Annotated in this window: 16 protein-coding genes; all 16 read right to left on the reverse strand. The window is 45.2% G+C overall.

The features are described from left to right. Nucleotides 1-11 precede the first annotated feature (11 nt). The 16 genes from amaP to FJU10_RS02745 all read right to left on the reverse strand — a co-directional run bounded on the left by amaP (nt 12) and on the right by FJU10_RS02745 (nt 16388). Entirely contained in the window at nt 12-575 is a 564-nt protein-coding gene (gene amaP, locus FJU10_RS02665; RefSeq protein WP_005232260.1) for an alkaline shock response membrane anchor protein AmaP, read from the reverse strand. Nucleotides 576-780: 205 nt separating this feature from the next. Beyond that, entirely contained in the window at nt 781-1386 is a 606-nt protein-coding gene (locus FJU10_RS02675) for a metallophosphoesterase (RefSeq protein ID WP_081118289.1), read from the reverse strand. A 41-nt stretch (nt 1387-1427) separates the two neighbouring features. Beyond that, nucleotides 1428-2273: an aldo/keto reductase gene (locus FJU10_RS02680; protein WP_081118288.1), complete on the reverse strand. Its 846-nt coding sequence runs from the start codon at nt 2271-2273 to the stop codon at nt 1428-1430. Between the two features lie 177 nt (nt 2274-2450). Next, complete coding sequence (locus tag FJU10_RS02685) at nt 2451-2792, reverse strand: DUF1831 domain-containing protein (RefSeq protein WP_005232263.1); 342 nt, start codon at nt 2790-2792, stop codon at nt 2451-2453. Nucleotides 2793-2860: 68 nt separating this feature from the next. Beyond that, the gene (locus FJU10_RS02690; protein ID WP_140965109.1) at nt 2861-4000 is read right to left on the reverse strand and encodes a cysteine desulfurase family protein; all 1140 of its coding nucleotides are present in this window, start codon (nt 3998-4000) and stop codon (nt 2861-2863) included. A gap of 199 nt (nt 4001-4199) precedes the next feature. Next, a complete protein-coding gene (gene manA / locus FJU10_RS02695) occupies nt 4200-5153 on the reverse strand; it encodes a mannose-6-phosphate isomerase, class I (protein WP_189372230.1) in 954 nt (317 codons plus the stop codon). Between the two features lie 45 nt (nt 5154-5198). Then, the gene (locus tag FJU10_RS02700) at nt 5199-6215 is read right to left on the reverse strand and encodes a serine hydrolase domain-containing protein (RefSeq protein WP_140965111.1); all 1017 of its coding nucleotides are present in this window, start codon (nt 6213-6215) and stop codon (nt 5199-5201) included. A gap of 119 nt (nt 6216-6334) precedes the next feature. Next, nucleotides 6335-7036 carry a YesL family protein gene (locus FJU10_RS02705; protein ID WP_140965112.1) on the reverse strand — a complete coding sequence of 234 codons (702 nt, stop codon included), beginning with the start codon at nt 7034-7036 and terminating at the stop codon, nt 6335-6337. Nucleotides 7037-7073: 37 nt separating this feature from the next. Then, nucleotides 7074-8705, reverse strand: coding sequence for an extracellular solute-binding protein (locus FJU10_RS02710; RefSeq protein ID WP_096742161.1), 1632 nt, complete (start codon nt 8703-8705; stop codon nt 7074-7076). A 62-nt stretch (nt 8706-8767) separates the two neighbouring features. After that, entirely contained in the window at nt 8768-9661 is an 894-nt protein-coding gene (locus tag FJU10_RS02715; RefSeq protein WP_140965113.1) for a carbohydrate ABC transporter permease, read from the reverse strand. Between the two features lie 22 nt (nt 9662-9683). Continuing rightward, a complete protein-coding gene (locus tag FJU10_RS02720) occupies nt 9684-10598 on the reverse strand; it encodes an ABC transporter permease (protein ID WP_005232278.1) in 915 nt (304 codons plus the stop codon). Nucleotides 10599-11010: 412 nt separating this feature from the next. Then, entirely contained in the window at nt 11011-11832 is an 822-nt protein-coding gene (locus FJU10_RS02725) for a VOC family protein (RefSeq protein ID WP_008376185.1), read from the reverse strand. Nucleotides 11833-12007: 175 nt separating this feature from the next. Next, nucleotides 12008-12769, reverse strand: coding sequence for an acetylglutamate kinase (gene argB / locus FJU10_RS02730; protein ID WP_005232286.1), 762 nt, complete (start codon nt 12767-12769; stop codon nt 12008-12010). A 35-nt stretch (nt 12770-12804) separates the two neighbouring features. Further along, nucleotides 12805-13995 (reverse strand): bifunctional glutamate N-acetyltransferase/amino-acid acetyltransferase ArgJ, encoded by a 1191-nt coding sequence (gene argJ, locus FJU10_RS02735; RefSeq protein ID WP_034878112.1) that lies wholly within the window; start codon nt 13993-13995, stop codon nt 12805-12807. Between the two features lie 78 nt (nt 13996-14073). After that, nucleotides 14074-15096 (reverse strand): N-acetyl-gamma-glutamyl-phosphate reductase, encoded by a 1023-nt coding sequence (gene argC / locus FJU10_RS02740; protein ID WP_101698788.1) that lies wholly within the window; start codon nt 15094-15096, stop codon nt 14074-14076. Between the two features lie 146 nt (nt 15097-15242). Next, nucleotides 15243-16388 (reverse strand): acetylornithine transaminase, encoded by a 1146-nt coding sequence (locus FJU10_RS02745; protein WP_140965114.1) that lies wholly within the window; start codon nt 16386-16388, stop codon nt 15243-15245. Between the last annotated feature and the right edge of the window lie 195 nt (nt 16389-16583).

Here is a 16583-nt window from a genome sequence, read left to right on the forward strand (position 1 = left end):
ACCTGTTCCTCCTAAACTACACGCGGTTGGTCATGGGCTGCTGGCGTTTCTTGCGTATCTTTTAAAACAACTTCCGTTTGGATATTGCTTTCGATACCGAAAAGCTGCTGCAGACTGCTGCTGATCTCACCAACCAAAGCTTCTTGTTTTTGCGGGATGGCTGCTGTTTGTTTCATTTCTCCATCGATTTTTACCGCTACTTTATTCTTGACGATTTTGATTTTTACCGATGGCTGATGGATGAAATCTGCTTGTTTCACCCGCTCGAGCACAAAATGCTCTAAGGCCTTCTTCTGAATCACTAAATCGCCTGTCTTATGGGGAATGATCAAGCGGTCTGAGCGTTTTGGATAAAACAAAACGACAAAGAGTGCGATCACTGTAAAAATAGCAAAGCCAACAGATAACCAAAAGAGCAGCATACTCATGGAAGATCCGACCCAAGGATATTCATCCAAAGGAATCAAGTAAACAGGCAATGAAGCCGCTTGCTGATTGGCGATGATCCCAAAATAAAAGACAAGTAAGAGTAAAAGTAATCCGATGATAAAAATCACTTTAGAAATCTTACGCATTGGCAACCTCCTTTACTGCTTTCTACTTAAAGCATACACATTTCTTAAATATCCATCAAATAATAACTCTTGGAATCGATTATTTTTTACATATAAAGTTTATTTTTATCAAAAAAATTTCCTTAATCAAAGCTTGCTGTCAAAGTCATCACAAAAAAAGCAAACCGTCCGACGTTGTCTTGACGCTTGCTTTTCTTGTTATCTGTTAACGAGCTAGCTTGGCAAGTTCTTGTTGTTTGGCATGATACAGCACCGCCAGTTCATTTTCGGAAACTGGTCGACCGAAGGGACGCGGCTGCGGCAGAAACGCCAATTCCGGCGCATCGACTCCTACGTTGAGATTCTCAGCGATTGGTACACTGTGATGATGGATATGCCCATGCAGATTGCGGCTGTTTTTGGTGATCCCCAGCAGCATAGGATAATGGGTCAGTATAAATTGCTGATGAGCAAACTTCAGCAAGACACCGACATCTTCAAACGCATACTTTTGGGCTCCCAAACAACCAGGATCATGCTTGCGCAAGTACGCAAAGAAAGCCCGGGTATCATGATTGCCTTTGATAAAAACGATTTTGCCCTGCAGCTGTGCTAACAGCGCCGCAATTTCTGGAAAGCCCGCTTCGTAATCAGGGTGCATCGCGACATCCCCTAAATGATAGACGACATCTTTATCCGCAACGACCTCATTCCAGCTGGCGATCATCGTTTCATGCATTTGCGTCACTGTCTCAAAGGGGCGTGGGGCAAAGTCATTGTCCCCGAGCAAGGCTGCATGAAAATAGTGGGTATCAGACGTAAAAAATTTCATAGTCGCTCCTTACCTTGGTGCTTTTTCTGTGATCAGCGTCTTTAAATCATCGCTAACGGCTGCTTTTTCGTCGGTGCAGGAAAACGCGCATCGATTGCTGCCAATTCGCTTTTGGAAAAAATGATTTTGGCAGCTTCAATGTTCTGCAGCATATGTAGCGAGTCGCTGGTTTGGGGGATCGCTAAGACGTGGGGTTGTCGAAGGGTCCATGCCAAAAGCAGCTGAAAAATCGTGCAGCCTTTGGCTTCTGCCAGCTCTTTCAACACTTCATCATTTTTGAAGTGATGCCCTAGCCGATCGCCTTGAGCAATGGGTGAGTAGGCAATCACCGGAATCTCAGCCTCTGCCTGCCAAGGCAAAAGATCGTATTCGATCCCCCGGGCACCTAAATTATAGAGTACTTGGTTGGCGGCACATTGATCGCCGTTTTCTAACCGCAACAGCTCCTCCATATCTGCCACGTCAAAATTAGAGACGCCCCATGCACGAATCTTTCCAGAGGCTTTGGCAGCTTCTAGTGCGTCAACTGTTTCTGCTAACGGCACATCTCCTCGCCAGTGGAGCAGATACAGATCAAGATAGTCGGTGCCTAAACGCGCTAAGCTACGGTCTAAAGCTTTCGGCAATTCATCTGCGGAGGCATTCCAGGGATAAACTTTTGAAATCAAATAAAGATTCCCTCGGGTAAAGGGTTGGATCGCCTTGCCAACTAGCGTTTCTGCGTTTCCCTCGCCGTACATTTCTGCGGTATCGATGACAGCCGCTCCAGCTTTGATGCCCGCTTGCAACGCATCGATCTCGGCTTTTTCCTTGGCTGGGTCATCCCCCATATGCCAAGTCCCCATGCCGACGGCTAGCACTGATTGCTTGTTTAAGGTTCGTTTCATCTGGATTCCTTCTTTCTCGTCTCAACGTATCCACTTTCTGAGAACGGCTTAGGTTTGTTTTCTTTAGTATAAAAAGAAACCAGCAAAGATACAAAAGAAGTGTATCAATCCCTTGCCTGTTTGGCGGAGTGACACACTTCTTGCCCTTTGAACGGTATAGCTGCTTTTGACAAAAGCTTACGCTTTGACAAACAACCCGCGGCTGATAAAACCATCCATTAAAAAGTAAAATTTTTCTTGCAGCATTTTGTGCTGTTCATCTTTGAAAATATTGACTGCTTTTAATCCATTGGCTGTCGTGATGGACATCTTGAAGGTTTGCAGATCTTTTGCAACAGTGATTTTTAATTTAAAGCCTTCTTTGCTTTGGGGTGTTGCTTCAAGGCCACGAATCAATTGGAAGTTGCCGCCGTTCGTTTCTGTAAAGCCATTGTCCCGCAACGTATATTTTTTTGCTTCAGGAGCAATGCGGTATTGGGTTGCTGCGCCTAAAACGGTTGCTGTTGTTTCAAATGCCATGTTCTTCACCTCTTTAACATCATTTCTTTCATTATAAATAGTTTTCAGCGAGATTGCTAGCTGTTCTCCTACTTTTTCGTGGCTAAGACAGTTTCTGCTAATAGCTGAGCAAATGCTTCGATTTCCGCCAATGTGTTGCCATAGCCAAAGCTGACTCTGACCGATTCCCGGATAGCTGGATGCTCTTTGCCCACCATCGCTTCGAGCACATGGGAGGGTTCCACATTGCCCGCCGTACAAGCGCTACCTGTGGAGATGGCGGCCCCTTTTAAGTCCAATTTCATCAGCAGCAAGTCACTGCTGACACCTGGGAAACGCAGATTCAAAATATGCGGCAATTTGTGTGCTGGGTCACCATTCAACTGAACATCGACGCCTTGTGCTGCTAAGGTATCCATCAGTACATCGGCAAACGTTTGATATTGTTCTGCCGCTGCTTGCTGCGCTTCGGGGGTATGCAAAGAAGCTGCTTTGGCCATTCCCATGATGGCTGCCAAGTTTTCCGTCCCTGCTCGCCGTTTTTCTTCTTGTTCGCCACCATGGAGTAGCGAAGGTAGCGACAAGCCATCTCGTTTATACAAAAAGCCGATCCCTTTTGGTCCGTTGATTTTGTGAGCCGAAATGCTTAGGAGATCAATGCTGTTTTCATTGATTTCAAGCGGGATCTTGCCATAAGCTTGCACGGCATCGGTATGAAAAACGGCGGGATGCTCCCGTAAAAGGGCCCCAATTTCTGCAATCGGCAACAAATTGCCCGTTTCATTGTTTGCCGTCATTATGGATACTAAAATCGTATCGGGACGTAAGGCAGCCTCAACTTCACTGACGGCCAATTGCCCCTTTTGATCTACGGGCAAATAGGTCACCTCAAAGCCTAAGCCTTCTAAATAGCGCATACTCTCAATGACCGCCGGATGTTCGATCTGGGTCGTAATGATATGTTTGCCTTGTGCTTGTTTGCTAAGGGCTGTACCGATGATTGCTGTATTATCACTTTCGGTACCACCACTATTAAAAATGATCTCATGTTCTTTGACTCCTAGCTGCTGAGCGATCGCTTGACGAGCCAATTCTAATTGGGTGTGGGCGTCTCGACCATAATGATGAATGCTTGATGGATTGCCAAAAAATGTCTGCATCGTTTCACTCATCACTTTGATCACTTCTGGATGCAGCGGTGTCGTTGCTGCATGATCTAAGTAAACCATTCTTTTCACCTATCCTTCATTACTGCCATTATAACAAATCTTCCTCAGACGTCTATCGTGAGTGTCCATACGAAAAAACCTGTCAGTCAAAAGCGGAAAAATCGCCAATGATGACAGGCAGCTGAACGCGTTCAGCCTTACGAAAAATCAGGAACGTGTGCTGTTTTGCTTGTACGAATCACGTCACTTACTGATCGTTTTATTTTTTTCCAGGTTCAGAGGCAATGACAGTCATTTCACCAACCAATTCCCATTTCTTGATCGGGTTTGGCAAAATGCAGCTTGTGCCCATTTTTAGTTCATAGGAATGACCGTCGATCATCAAATGCCCATACCCATCAATCACGGTCATCAAGGTATAATCGGCCTTTTGTGCCAAAGATAATTTTCCACGTACTTCCCATTCATACACATTGAAAAATGGCGTTTCAAGATAGGTAACGACTGCTGATTGTCCTTGTTTGACTTCACGGATCGATAATTCTGGCGTCCGTGCAGGAATCGTCGTCACATCGATTGATTGTTGGATATGCAGCTCCCGTGTTTGTCCTTGATCATCAGTACGATCATAGTCGTACACCCGATAAGTCGTATCCGAGCTTTGTTGGGTTTCTAAGATCATGATCCCTTTCCCAATGGCATGGATCGTTCCACTTGGCACGTAGAAGAAATCGCCTTTTTTCACAGGGACTTTTGTTAACAAATCATCCCAACGACCCGCTTCGATCATTTCCGCAAGTTCTTCTTTGGTTTGTGCGTGGTGGCCATAAATGATTTCCGCATCTGGTTCGGCATCAATAATGTACCAGCATTCCGTTTTCCCTAATTCCCCTTCATGGGCTAGCCCATACGTGTCATCAGGATGGACCTGAACGGATAGATCATCTTCCGCATCTAGAATTTTAATTAATAATGGAAAGACTGGTTCGTCTGAATGTCCAAACAGTTCTTGATGGTCTTGCCAAAGTTCCGCCAATGTTTTGCCTTTAAACGGACCATTTTCAATGACGCTCACCCCATGAGGATGCGCACTGATCGCCCAATCTTCACCGATTTTGTCACTCGGTAAATCAAAACCAAAAACAGAATGCAGGCGACTGCCGCCCCAAATTTTTTCTTGAAAAACAGGTTTCATAAACAATGGTTCCATAATTGTTCCCCTCTCTAGTTGTTCGTGCATATTATAGCATGAATCCGCTTATTCGGCAGATTCTTTTAAGTAACATTGCAGGATTTCGTCACGATGACCCAAGTAGCTTTCTCGATGATCCACTGGATGGACCCGATTCGATAAGAAAATAAACGCTTTTTTGTTAGGGATATCTACTGCGAGAAACGTGCCTGTATAGCCTGTATGAAGTAATTGGTATGGTGCACCCAATAAGTCCCAGCCATAGGTGCGGGGCTTTGTGCTTTCAGGCGTCTGCCTCTGAGCCAGCGCCTGCATCACTTTTTCTGAGAAAAACGGCGCCCCTTGCTGCTGACCATTTGCCAGTAACAGTTGAACGAACAGCGTCAAATCATCCACGGTAGAAAACAACCCGGCGTTGCCGGCATGGTTTCCCAGCACTCGTGCTTTTGGGTCATGGGTGATTCCTCTAAGGATATTGCCGTCTGGCTGCTGCTGGGTAGGCACGATCAATGGCAGCTGTGAAGGAGGAAAAGGCGGAAAGCCGCTGTTCTTCATGCCTAAAGGCGTCAAGACTTCTTCTTGAAAAATCTTGGTCACTGGTTTTTGATACAGCTCCTCCAATAAAAAGCCCAGCAAAATCGTACCAGTATCCGTGTAGTTGACCGTTTGACCGATCGTATCACTGCTTTCAAGCTGCAAATACGCCTTACGCAAGGCAGCAGCACCCAACTGGTCTCGATGAGGAATCCACGTGTTGATGGCTGCCGTATGCGTCAGCAAGTGCTTGATCGTTACCCGATCGTCTTTAAACGCTGGCAACCAACGAGTAATCGGCGCCTCCATCTCGATTTTCCCTTGATCCCAAAGTCTTAGCAGGACGGTGGTTGTACAAATGACTTTCGTCAATGAGGCTAAATCAAACAAATGATCTTTCGTCATAGGTTCGGTTTTAGGAAGAAGTGCTGCCTGTCCGAATACATGGGTCTCTTGGGTTTCCCCGGCGATAAAACGCAGCACCGCTCCTGGGAAAACGGTCGGCATTTTTTCTTGTATGAGCTGTACTGTTTCTGGGTACATTGTCATCGTTCCATACTCGCTCCTTTCAGGCTTGTCTTGCTTCTAACTTTAGCACTTTTCGCCAATGAAAAAAACTACCCATTAAGGATAGTTTTCAGATTTTTTTCTAATCAGTATTACATAGATTACTCATCGGCTGATGCAGCTTTTGCTTGCGCCTTTTGAATAATTCTCAAATAACTGTAACAAGCACATTGGCTGCCTAGTCCCCCTACGATCAATCCAGCGAGTAAGGGATGTATCAAGACAAGCAGTAAAGCGAGTCCACTCAACATTCCTAACAACATCAGCGTCTGGAACGGTGCCCAAAAGATGATGAAAAAGCTTTTGATCAACGCAGTCCGCAAGGGTGCCGCCAAATGCACACTGTCGCAGATAAAATACAGTAACCACAGGAGCAAGATGATACTTAAAAACAAATAGCCGACAGCCAATAAGGGGAGCTGAAAGGAATCGATTTGCCGAAAAGAACCTAACAGCAGCAAAGCGAGACTACCGAAAAAGAGGCCTGCGGCAACACTGCGCCGATAATTTTCCCGATAGAGCCGCCAAAAGGTCCCTCCGATGGCCTGTTGTGTTTCTTGATAGTACAACCAGCGCCGCATGACGCCAAATAAAGCAAAGGTCGCTGGCAAAAGAATGCTAGGAAAACTAATGATCAAACCAATCAAAGAGAAAAGAAACTGACGAGGAGAGCTGGGGAAAATCAGCCCCAAAGCTAGCAATAGAACGGGCAGATTGAACAGTAACCAGTAGCCATTCACAAGCAACATACTAGCTATCGCTTGACTGGCACCATACCAACGATACCATCGTTCATTTCCCATCAGTCCGGCTCCTTTCTCTAATCAGCTGATTTATCCTCTAGCGGGCTAAGTTTTGTAGATTTTGCTGCCATTTCGCAGTTTGATAATCCAGCAATTCTTGATAACCGGCTGCTTGCGCTTGTTCTTCTGCCTCAGCAAAGATCGCTCGCACTTCTTCATCGCTATCAGCAAAGATCGCTGAAGCATTGGCTTCTTCAAAAATATCATTGATCCGTTGCTGAATAATTCCTTCTGGTGAGTCTGGCATCGGGTTGATCGCCGCAAATTCTGTGTCATCTTTTTGCGTGTCCCAAGTAATGGCATGCTGCCATTTCGTTGCCCAGTTCATTTGATCTTCGGGAAGATTTAATTCAAATTTTGTTTTAGTATTGTCTAAAAAGGCGGAGTTGCCGTTCCATTGGAAACTTGATGTTGCTTGCTCGATTTCTGAAACACCGGCAGCATCTTCTGCGTAGGCATCTGTGAACTTTGTATAACCTTCTTCATCGAAGCCATCCCAATACTGCCCTTCTGGTCCAAACATCAGGATCGACTGACCCAATGGCCCTGTTAACCAATCTAAGAAGGCAAAGACTTTTTCTGGGTCTTCTGCATTTCTAGTAATGACACTGACATTCCACCCTAGCATTTCATAGGAACCTGGGAAGATATTGTCAGGATCCAGTCCTGGTTTAGCAATTGGTTCGATATAGAAATACCCCGCATCTGGGTTTTGCTCTTGCAAGATGTAGTGGGCATCGCGGGCATGATTCGATGGACTGGCAGCAGCATAAACTGCTACGCGACCGCTGGTTACTTTTTCTGCCACCATATCTGCATCTTGCGTTAAGGTATCTTGGGTCATTAAGCGCTCACGGTACAATCTTGACGCATATTCAATCGATTCTACGTAGTTTTCATTGGCAAAGATCGAGGTCAAAGCATCGCCTTGAGGGACAGCCCGAATGCGGATATCTGCTGGTGAACGCCCTTCCGCAAAGGCAGAGTACAAGACATTGATCCCTTGTCCGCTGACATCTGTTTCAAATGGAATGACATCAGGAAACTCTGTTTGAACTTCTTTCAAATACTCATAAAGATCATCGGTTGTTTTCAATTCTGGCGCTCCTAAAGCATCATGAATCTCTTTATTGACGACATAACCCGCATTGCCAAAAGGCTCAGAGCTATACCAGTTTGGAAATTGATAAAGCTTACCATCTTCTGAACGCAACATGTTGAGGATTTCTTCGCCGGCCCATTCTTTCAAGTTCGGGTATTTATCCAAGTAATCATCAAACGGTACTAAGGCCCCCGCTTCTCGCAACCGTTCCACATCTGACCCACGATCAAGCCAGATAAAATCAGGCAGATCATCACCGGCGATCATTGTACTTAGCCGCTGTGCCGCATTCCCGCCGCCGTCGATCGCCCGGATATCCACATTGGTCAGCTCTTTGATAGCAGCAGTTGCAGGATCATCTCCCCAGCGATCCATCGTATACCAATCATAATTACCAAACATCGTGATTTCTAGCGGTTCACTACCAAGCTCAAATACTTCCGAGCTGTCACGTTCGCTCGGTGCCGCTGCATCACTTTCTCTTGTTCCGGACTCGTTGCCGCAAGCTGCCAGCAAAAGACTCATTGCGGTCACTGACAGTACTCCTTTTAATAGCCTTGCTTTCATTCTTTTATCCCCTTTCAACTCTTACTGCTCTCCCCTTCTATCAAAAGGGGCCACCTGCTATGCTAATCTTTCAATGAACCAATCAAAACACCTTTTACAAAATACTTTTGAACAAACGGATAAACCATTACGATCGGCAAAGTCGCCACCATCATAATTGCCATTGATAAGGATTTTCCGGTAACACCAGTCATATCTGCCAAACGAGCAGCTGAGCCAGAATCGATTTGACTCATTTGCGAACTCACCGTGTTCGAATTCAAGACTCGCTGCAAAAACGTCTGCAAGGGAATCAGATGATCCGAAGTGATGTAGATACTTGGCATAAACCAATCATTCCAGTGTCCAACTGCGGTAAACAGCGAGAGTGTGGCAATAACTGGACCTGATAGTGGCAAAATGATCCGGAAAAATGTCCCCCAATACCCGCAACCATCAATTTTCGCTGAATCTTCCAACCCTTTCGGTAATTGCTGGAAAAACGTTCGGAAGATGATCATATTCCAAACACTGATCAATCCAGGAATGATCATTACCCAAAAAGAATCCATTAATCCTAGTGAACGTACCACTAAAAAGGTTGGGATCAAGCCGCCACTGAAGAACATCGTGAGGATGAAGAAGATCGTAATGTATTTCCGACCAATCAATTCTCTTTTTGACATCCCATAAGCCGCCATCGCTGTCAGCATGATCGATGAAAACGTCCCGATCACTGTCCGTAAAACACTGATGAAAAAGGCATTCATCAAGCGCTGATCTTGAAAGACGATCTGATAGTTTTCCAACGTAAATTCTCTTGGCCAAAACGTGATCCCACCGGTCACCGTGTCACGTCCAGAATTAAAGGAAATCACCAGTGAATTCCAGAAGGGATAAAATGTCAAGAATGCAAGCGTTATCAAGAAAAGGTAGATAAAAATCATCATCGCTTGGTCGCCCCAATTTTTCTTCATTGTTCATTTCCTCCTCTGCTGATCACCATAAGCTGTGACCCACTTTGCGTGCGAAAAAGTTTGCTCCGCTCAAAAGAGTGACACTAATGACTGCTTTGAACAAACCAACAGCTGTTGCGTATGAATATTGAGAGTTGCTGATCCCTACCCGATACACATAGGTATCAATGACATCCGCCACATTTCTAAGAGCTGGATTGCTCCCCAGTAAAAGCAAATCTTCAAAGCCCGCATTCAATAAGTTGCCGATCTCCAAAATGAGAAAAATCGTAATGATTGGAACGATCGAAGGCAGAGTGATCAAAAAGACTTGCTGAAATTTCGTTGCGCCATCTAGTGATGCTGCTTCGTACAGTTGCGGATCGATCCCAGCAATGGCTGCCATATAGACGATCGAGCCAAAGCCAATCGATTTCCAAAGATTTGTCGTAACGATGATCGTCCAGAAATAGCGAGGGATCGATAAAAAGTTGATTGGTTCATCGATCAGGTTTAAACTCTCCAAAGCAATATTTAAGCTACCGTTATCCATCGATAAAATCGACATCGTAAACCCCGCCACGATCACCCATGATAAAAAGTGTGGGAGATAAGTAATCGTCTGCACCACACGTTTGAATGCAACGTTCTTGACCTCGTTAAGCATCAACGCCAGCAAAATCGGTGCTGGAAAACAAATAGCAATCTTTAGCACACTGATCATAATGGTATTCCGTAAAATTTCCCAAAAACGTGGTTCACTAAAAAAGCGCCGAAAATTATCAAAGCCGATCCATGGACTGCCTGTCATACCTTCAAAAATATTGTACTGTTGAAATGCCATCAAAATCCCGTACATTGGGATATAGCTAAAAATGCCTACCAGTAAGATCGCCGGCAGTACCATCATCTGCAGATCCCACTGAGCAAAATATCGGTGTATCCACTTTTTTTCCATCACATCTACTCCTTGTCTTCCCGTTACTGCTCAACACCATAAGAAACCGCATACATTAATAACAACAAATAACCTCTGCGTCCAGAGCCATCGAATCTCGATTCTTTTTTATTATAAATTAAGAATAACCACAATTCAATATAATGTTTGCGATTTTTGAATCATAATGGCTATTATATTAAGTTTTAAGACAAGCGTTTCAAATATTAAATAACTAAATAAGAAATTCAAAATAGATTGGACCTGTTCTACTAATGCAGATAAACTACCGTTTTTTCAATGATTGGTCTTCGAATCGATGTAACAGGTTTTTGCACTCTTTCGTGCGAAATAAAAACAAAAGTTTCTTTTTTTGACAAAAAAAAAGAAAAAGACAGAGAATAGTCCTCTCTGCTTTTTCTTTCAAAACACTTTATTTTTTAACGATAAACCACCATTCGATACCGATCGCATCGTAGGTCGTCAACAATTGCCGTTTTTTGTCGATGAAAAACTCTTGGTTCTTCTCAGACAAGTGTTTTTCCAATGTATCGATATCTTCTTGACTGATGGAGATTTTCAAGAAGTCTAAGCCAAGCACCTCGTGGCTCGGTAAGTCGATCGTACCACCTTGTGCTTCAGTCAAGCCAACTTGGAAGTCACCATCATTGAGGATAAATTCCTTTGTTTCGGCTTCTTTTGTTTTCAATCCTAAGCTTTCTTCTAAGAAAAGCTGCTCTTTGGCTAAATCACTGACGTTTAAATACAGCTTGCCAAAATGAGCCTCTTTTGATAAGCCAGCCGCTTTTGCAGGTGCCGCTTTGATCAATTCTGCTTCGTCTTTTGGTACCACAGTTCCTGCGGGTGCTGTAAATAAGACTTCGATTTTGTTTCCTTCTGGATCAGCTATCAGGAAGCCTAATTGATTCGCTTCATAACGAGCTTCTTCGAAAGCAATCGCTTTTTGTTGGGCATTGCTCGCGATAGTTGCCGCTTCTTCTAGCGAGGATACGGCTAAAACGATGCGCTGCATCTTTTTGATCTCACCGAAATGGTCGTTGGCACGCGGGCTTTCTTCCAACCATAAAACTTCTCTATCTAATCCTTTTAGACCAAAGATGGCCAACTCATTTTCTTCTCTTTTCAGCTCAAAGCCAAGTACATCGCGATAAAAGGCAATCGCTTGATCGCGGTCTTTTACCCGAATTGCAACAGTCAGCAACTTCGTACTGCTCCCCAATAAGAAATCTGTCATTGTTTCTCCCCCTACTTACATATGTACTCATTGTACTGATAAAACGAAATTCTAGCAAATGAAATCCCTATCTCTTTTATTCTTTTTTTAGAGAAAATAAGAAGAAACGCACAGAAAAGTCAGAATTTTGCATTTTTATGAGTAGAGAGGAGGCGCTTGGGTGTCGCTAATGGCTTCAACTACAGCCAGCTGCTGCTGGACTTGCCGCGAGGATCTGGGTTCCTAAACGATCGATCCGATCGGTGATACAAACGGCAGCTACCCCTGCTTTTAAGGCTTTCTGAGCACTTTTTAGTTTTGGCAGCATGCCGCCCGTGACTACTTCTTCGGTGATCAAGCGGGGGATCTCTTCAAAAGAAACAGCGGATAACCACTTACTTTCTTGCTTGATCCCAGGGACATCCGTCAACAAATACAGTTTTTCGGCTTGTAAGCTGGCTGCGACCTGACAAGCCACTTCATCCGCGTTGATGTTCAACCATTGCCCCTCTGGCGTAATTCCTAGTGGGGCCAAGATCGGGACATGTTTTTTCTCTGTCAAGAGCTGCAAGAAGGCGGCGTTGATTCGCTGAACTTTCCCTACTTGCCCTAATTTCTCCTCATCGATAACTTCTCCTTGGATCAGCTGATCACAGCCAGCATTCAGTCCCACGGCATGGAAGCCAGCTTGCTGGAAAGCAGTCGTAATCAGCGGTTGAACTTGTCCCAAAAGGACCATTCTAGTCACTTCAAGCGTCTGGGGATCGGTCACCCGCAAGCCGTCTTTGATTTTGACTGTCAACGCCATTTTCTCCATCATTTCTGAGATGTAGTGACCACCGCCATGGACGATGACCACTTTTTTGCCCGCAGCTTGCCAATCTGCTATCGTCTCAAAGAATGACGGGGTTAAATTTTCTGAGGCGACACCGCCGATTTTTACTACGATCGTTTCCATCTACTCGCTCCTTTTTGTCTAGTACCTGATTTGTTTCAGGTATGATATAGTGCGTTGATTTTCACATAGTCATACGTCAGATCACAGCCCCAAGCGGTGCCAACACCTGCCCCTTCTTTCAGCTCAACAGCGACTTTGACTTCATTTTCCGCCAACTGTTCTTGCATGATGGTTTCGTCAAAAGCTACCGGCGTCCCTTGGACAAAGACGGGAATGTCGGCTAATGCGATCGATACCGTTGCTGGATCGATGGGTTGCCCACTATAACCCACTGCACATAAGATACGCCCCCAGTTTGGGTCTTTGCCAAAGAGGGCTGTTTTGACCAGCGGCGAACCGACGATGGTTTTGCTGATCATGCGGGCTGCTTCATCGGTCACAGCTCCACTCGTGTGAGCTTCGATCAATTTGCTGGCGCCTTCTCCGTCCTTCGCAATTGCTTTGGCTAAGGCGGTCAGAACTGCTTTAAGCATCCCTTTAAACTCATGATAAGCTGGCGTATCGGCTTCGATCGTTGGATTTTTGGCTAACCCGTTGGCTAAAACTAACACCATATCATTGGTAGATGTATCGCCATCGACCGTGATTTGATTGAAAGTAACGTCGGTTAATTCTTTCAGCAGTGCTTGCAAGAGTGCTGGAGCGATCGCCGCATCTGTCGTAACAAAGGCCAGCATCGTGGCCATATTGGGATGGATCATACCGGACCCTTTGGCACAGCCCGCAACAGTCACCGTTTTGTCAGCGATTGTTGATTGGATGACACTGCTTTTTTCAGTCAGATCCGTCGTCAAAATCGCTCTTTGGAATTGGTGGGCATCCCCTTGCCTGTTTAGTTGCTGAATCCCTGCAGTGATTTTTTCCATCGGTAAGCTCTTGCCAATGATTCCGGTGGAGGCTACCGCAAAGGCTTCGGGACTCGTATGCAGCTGGTCTGCTGCCAATTCTGCCATCTCTTGTGCATCTTTTAAACCTTGCTCCCCGGTACAAGCATTGGCATTGCCCGCATTGACGATCACGCCTTGCAAGGTGCCTGCTTGCATTTTTTCCTTTGTAACGAGAATGGGTGCCGCTTGTACTTGATTGGTGGTAAAGACTGCCGCAGCACTGGCTGGCACTTCAGAGACGATCCAACCAAGATCGACTTTCTCTTTCTTCAGACCGCAATGCAGACCGTCGGCAAAAAAACCTTTTGGGGTTGCGATCGTTCCTTCGATTTCTTTCATTTTCTTTCCTCCTACTGCCACCTTTTTGCGGATTGTCCACTGGCTGACACGAGTATTCTCACGTGTCTGTTGGCTATTTTATGGGTATAACGGAGCTTGCATAAGACCGGTCGTTTCTGGTATCCCTGCCCATCGATTGAAGTTTTGGATTGCTTGGCCAGCAGCCCCTTTGCCTAAATTATCGATCACTGCGACAACGGTCAACACTTGGGTCAGCGGATTGAAACATAGGCCAATGTCACAAAAATTCGTTCCCGTCACTTGCCGTAGCTCGGGCAGCTTTCCTAACGGTTGGACTCGGACAAACGGATGGTCTTGATATGTTTTTACGTACTGCTCATAGATGTCCTCTTGCGAAATCGTGTCTTTGAGAGGCGCATAAAGCGTCATAAAGATCCCTCTTTTGACAGGCAGTAAGCTGGTAGAAAATTGGATCGGCGGCATTGCCTGATCCCATTGTTGAAACTGTTGCATGATCTCGGGAATATGCTGATGCTGATTTGGCTTATACATCGTCATGTTATCCGCAGCGGTTGCAAAGTGACTGCTGTCGGTCAATTTCTTACCAGCACCCGATAAGCCCGACTTGCCATCAAAAATCAACGTGCCGCTGAATAGTTTTTGCTGAACCAACGGCGCAGCCACTAAAATGGCAGCAGTCGCATAACAGCCTGGATTGGCGATCAAATTGCCAGGAGTCGTTGCAAACTCAGGCAGCGAATAGGTCGCGTGTGCCAACAACTCGGCAGGGGCAGCTTCTTGGTGATACCATTTTTGATAGCTATCCCGATCCTTCAATCGCAGATCACCAGAAAGGTCAATCACTGGAAAGTCATTTGCGACAAAAGTCGCTGCGAGTTCTTTGCTGATTCCAGCAGGAGTCGCAAAAAACACGAGTTGATTTTCCTTTTGGATTTTTTCTGCATCAAAAGGTTCGATCAGCTTCTCTGTCAGCCCAACTAGATGAGGATACAAAACTGATGAATTTTCATGCATAGAATGACTATGCAAGGTGCCCACCTCCAATTGGGGATGTTGCTGGATCAAACGAATCAATTCAATTCCGGTATACCCTGTTACACCAACGATTGCTGCCTTCAAACACGTCACTCCTCAAAAGAATTTACTTAAGATTATAAGAAACTCCCATTGCTCTGTCAATGATTATTTATAAAACTATTCAAAATAAATTCACTGTTACTCGGTTTTTATAAGAAAAAATGCCCGAAAAATCTATTTTTATACAATTATGCTAAGATCGCTTGTAAAATCGCCAAGGATGCTTTCGTTTCCTCTTGCGAGATCGTTAAGGGTGGCAGCAAGCGCAAAACCTTGGTTCCCGCCTTTAATGCGAGGAGGCCTTGGTTCCGCAGTTGGGTCAACACGGATTGCAAGCTTTCCGAATCTGCTAATTCGATACCGATCATCAATCCTTTCCCACGAATCGCCTGCACTTTAGATAATCCTTGCAATCCGTCGAAAAACTGCTGCTGGCGCAATTGAACATTGACTTGAATGTCCTCTTCTTGCAACACACTGCATACGGCACTAGCAGCGGCCATCGCTAATTTATTGCCACCAAAGGTCGAACCGTGACTACCGGGTCCAAAAGCCGTTTGCAAATGACTTTTGCCTAGCATTGCACCGACAGGGATCCCGTTACCAAGCCCTTTTGCTACGGTAAAAAGATCAGGTTCAATGCCATATCCTTCAAAAGCAAACAGTGTTCCTGTCCGTCCCATCCCGGTTTGGATCTCATCCACCACCAGCAGTGCTCCCTGCTCCTGACAAAGGGCTGCCACCCCTTGGACCCACGCCACCTCGGCAGGGATCACGCCGCCTTCGCCTTGGATCAATTCTAAAAACACGGCTGCCGTCTGCTCATCTAAAACGGCTTGCAATGCCTCAAGGTCATTAAACGGTACATAAACCATCTCTGGTACCAGCGGACCAAACCCATCGTGAATACTGCTTTGCCCAGTCAAAGACATCGCGCCAAAGGTCCGACCGTGGAAAGATTGTTCAAAACTGATGACTTTGCTACGGCCAGTCGCTTTGCGAGCCAGCTTTAAAGCTGCTTCGTTCGCCTCAGCGCCGCTATTACAAAAATAGGCCAGATACGGCTCGTCTGATACGTTCTTTTGGTTTTGGGTCAGCTTTTGGGCAACTTCTTCTTGTAGTTGGCTGTCATATAAATTCGGCACATGCCAAATCTGCTCTGCTTGGGTCATCAAAGCGGCTTGCACTTTGGGATGTCCATAACCGAGATTGACAACCCCGATACCGCTCGTTAAATCTAAATATTGGTTCCCTTGCGAATCTACGACATAGCTCCCGCTGCCTTGCTGGATATCGATGGGCAAACGGCTGTAATTAGGAAAAAGATGACTCATTGGTTTCACTCCTTGTCTTGGATCATTCGAGATTATGTATTAATATACATTTTCATCTAGATAATTGCAATAAATATTTAAATTAAAGCGATAAAAATTCATAAAAAAAGAAAGCAGTGACAATCACTGCTTTCTTTCAGTCAACCTTTGGCGGTCTGTTTATCATCATTTGGGGAAGAATTTCTTTCATTACAA

The organism is Enterococcus sp. OL5 (assembly GCF_006491895.1).
GTDB classification, from domain to species: domain Bacteria; phylum Bacillota; class Bacilli; order Lactobacillales; family Enterococcaceae; genus Enterococcus_D; species Enterococcus_D innesii.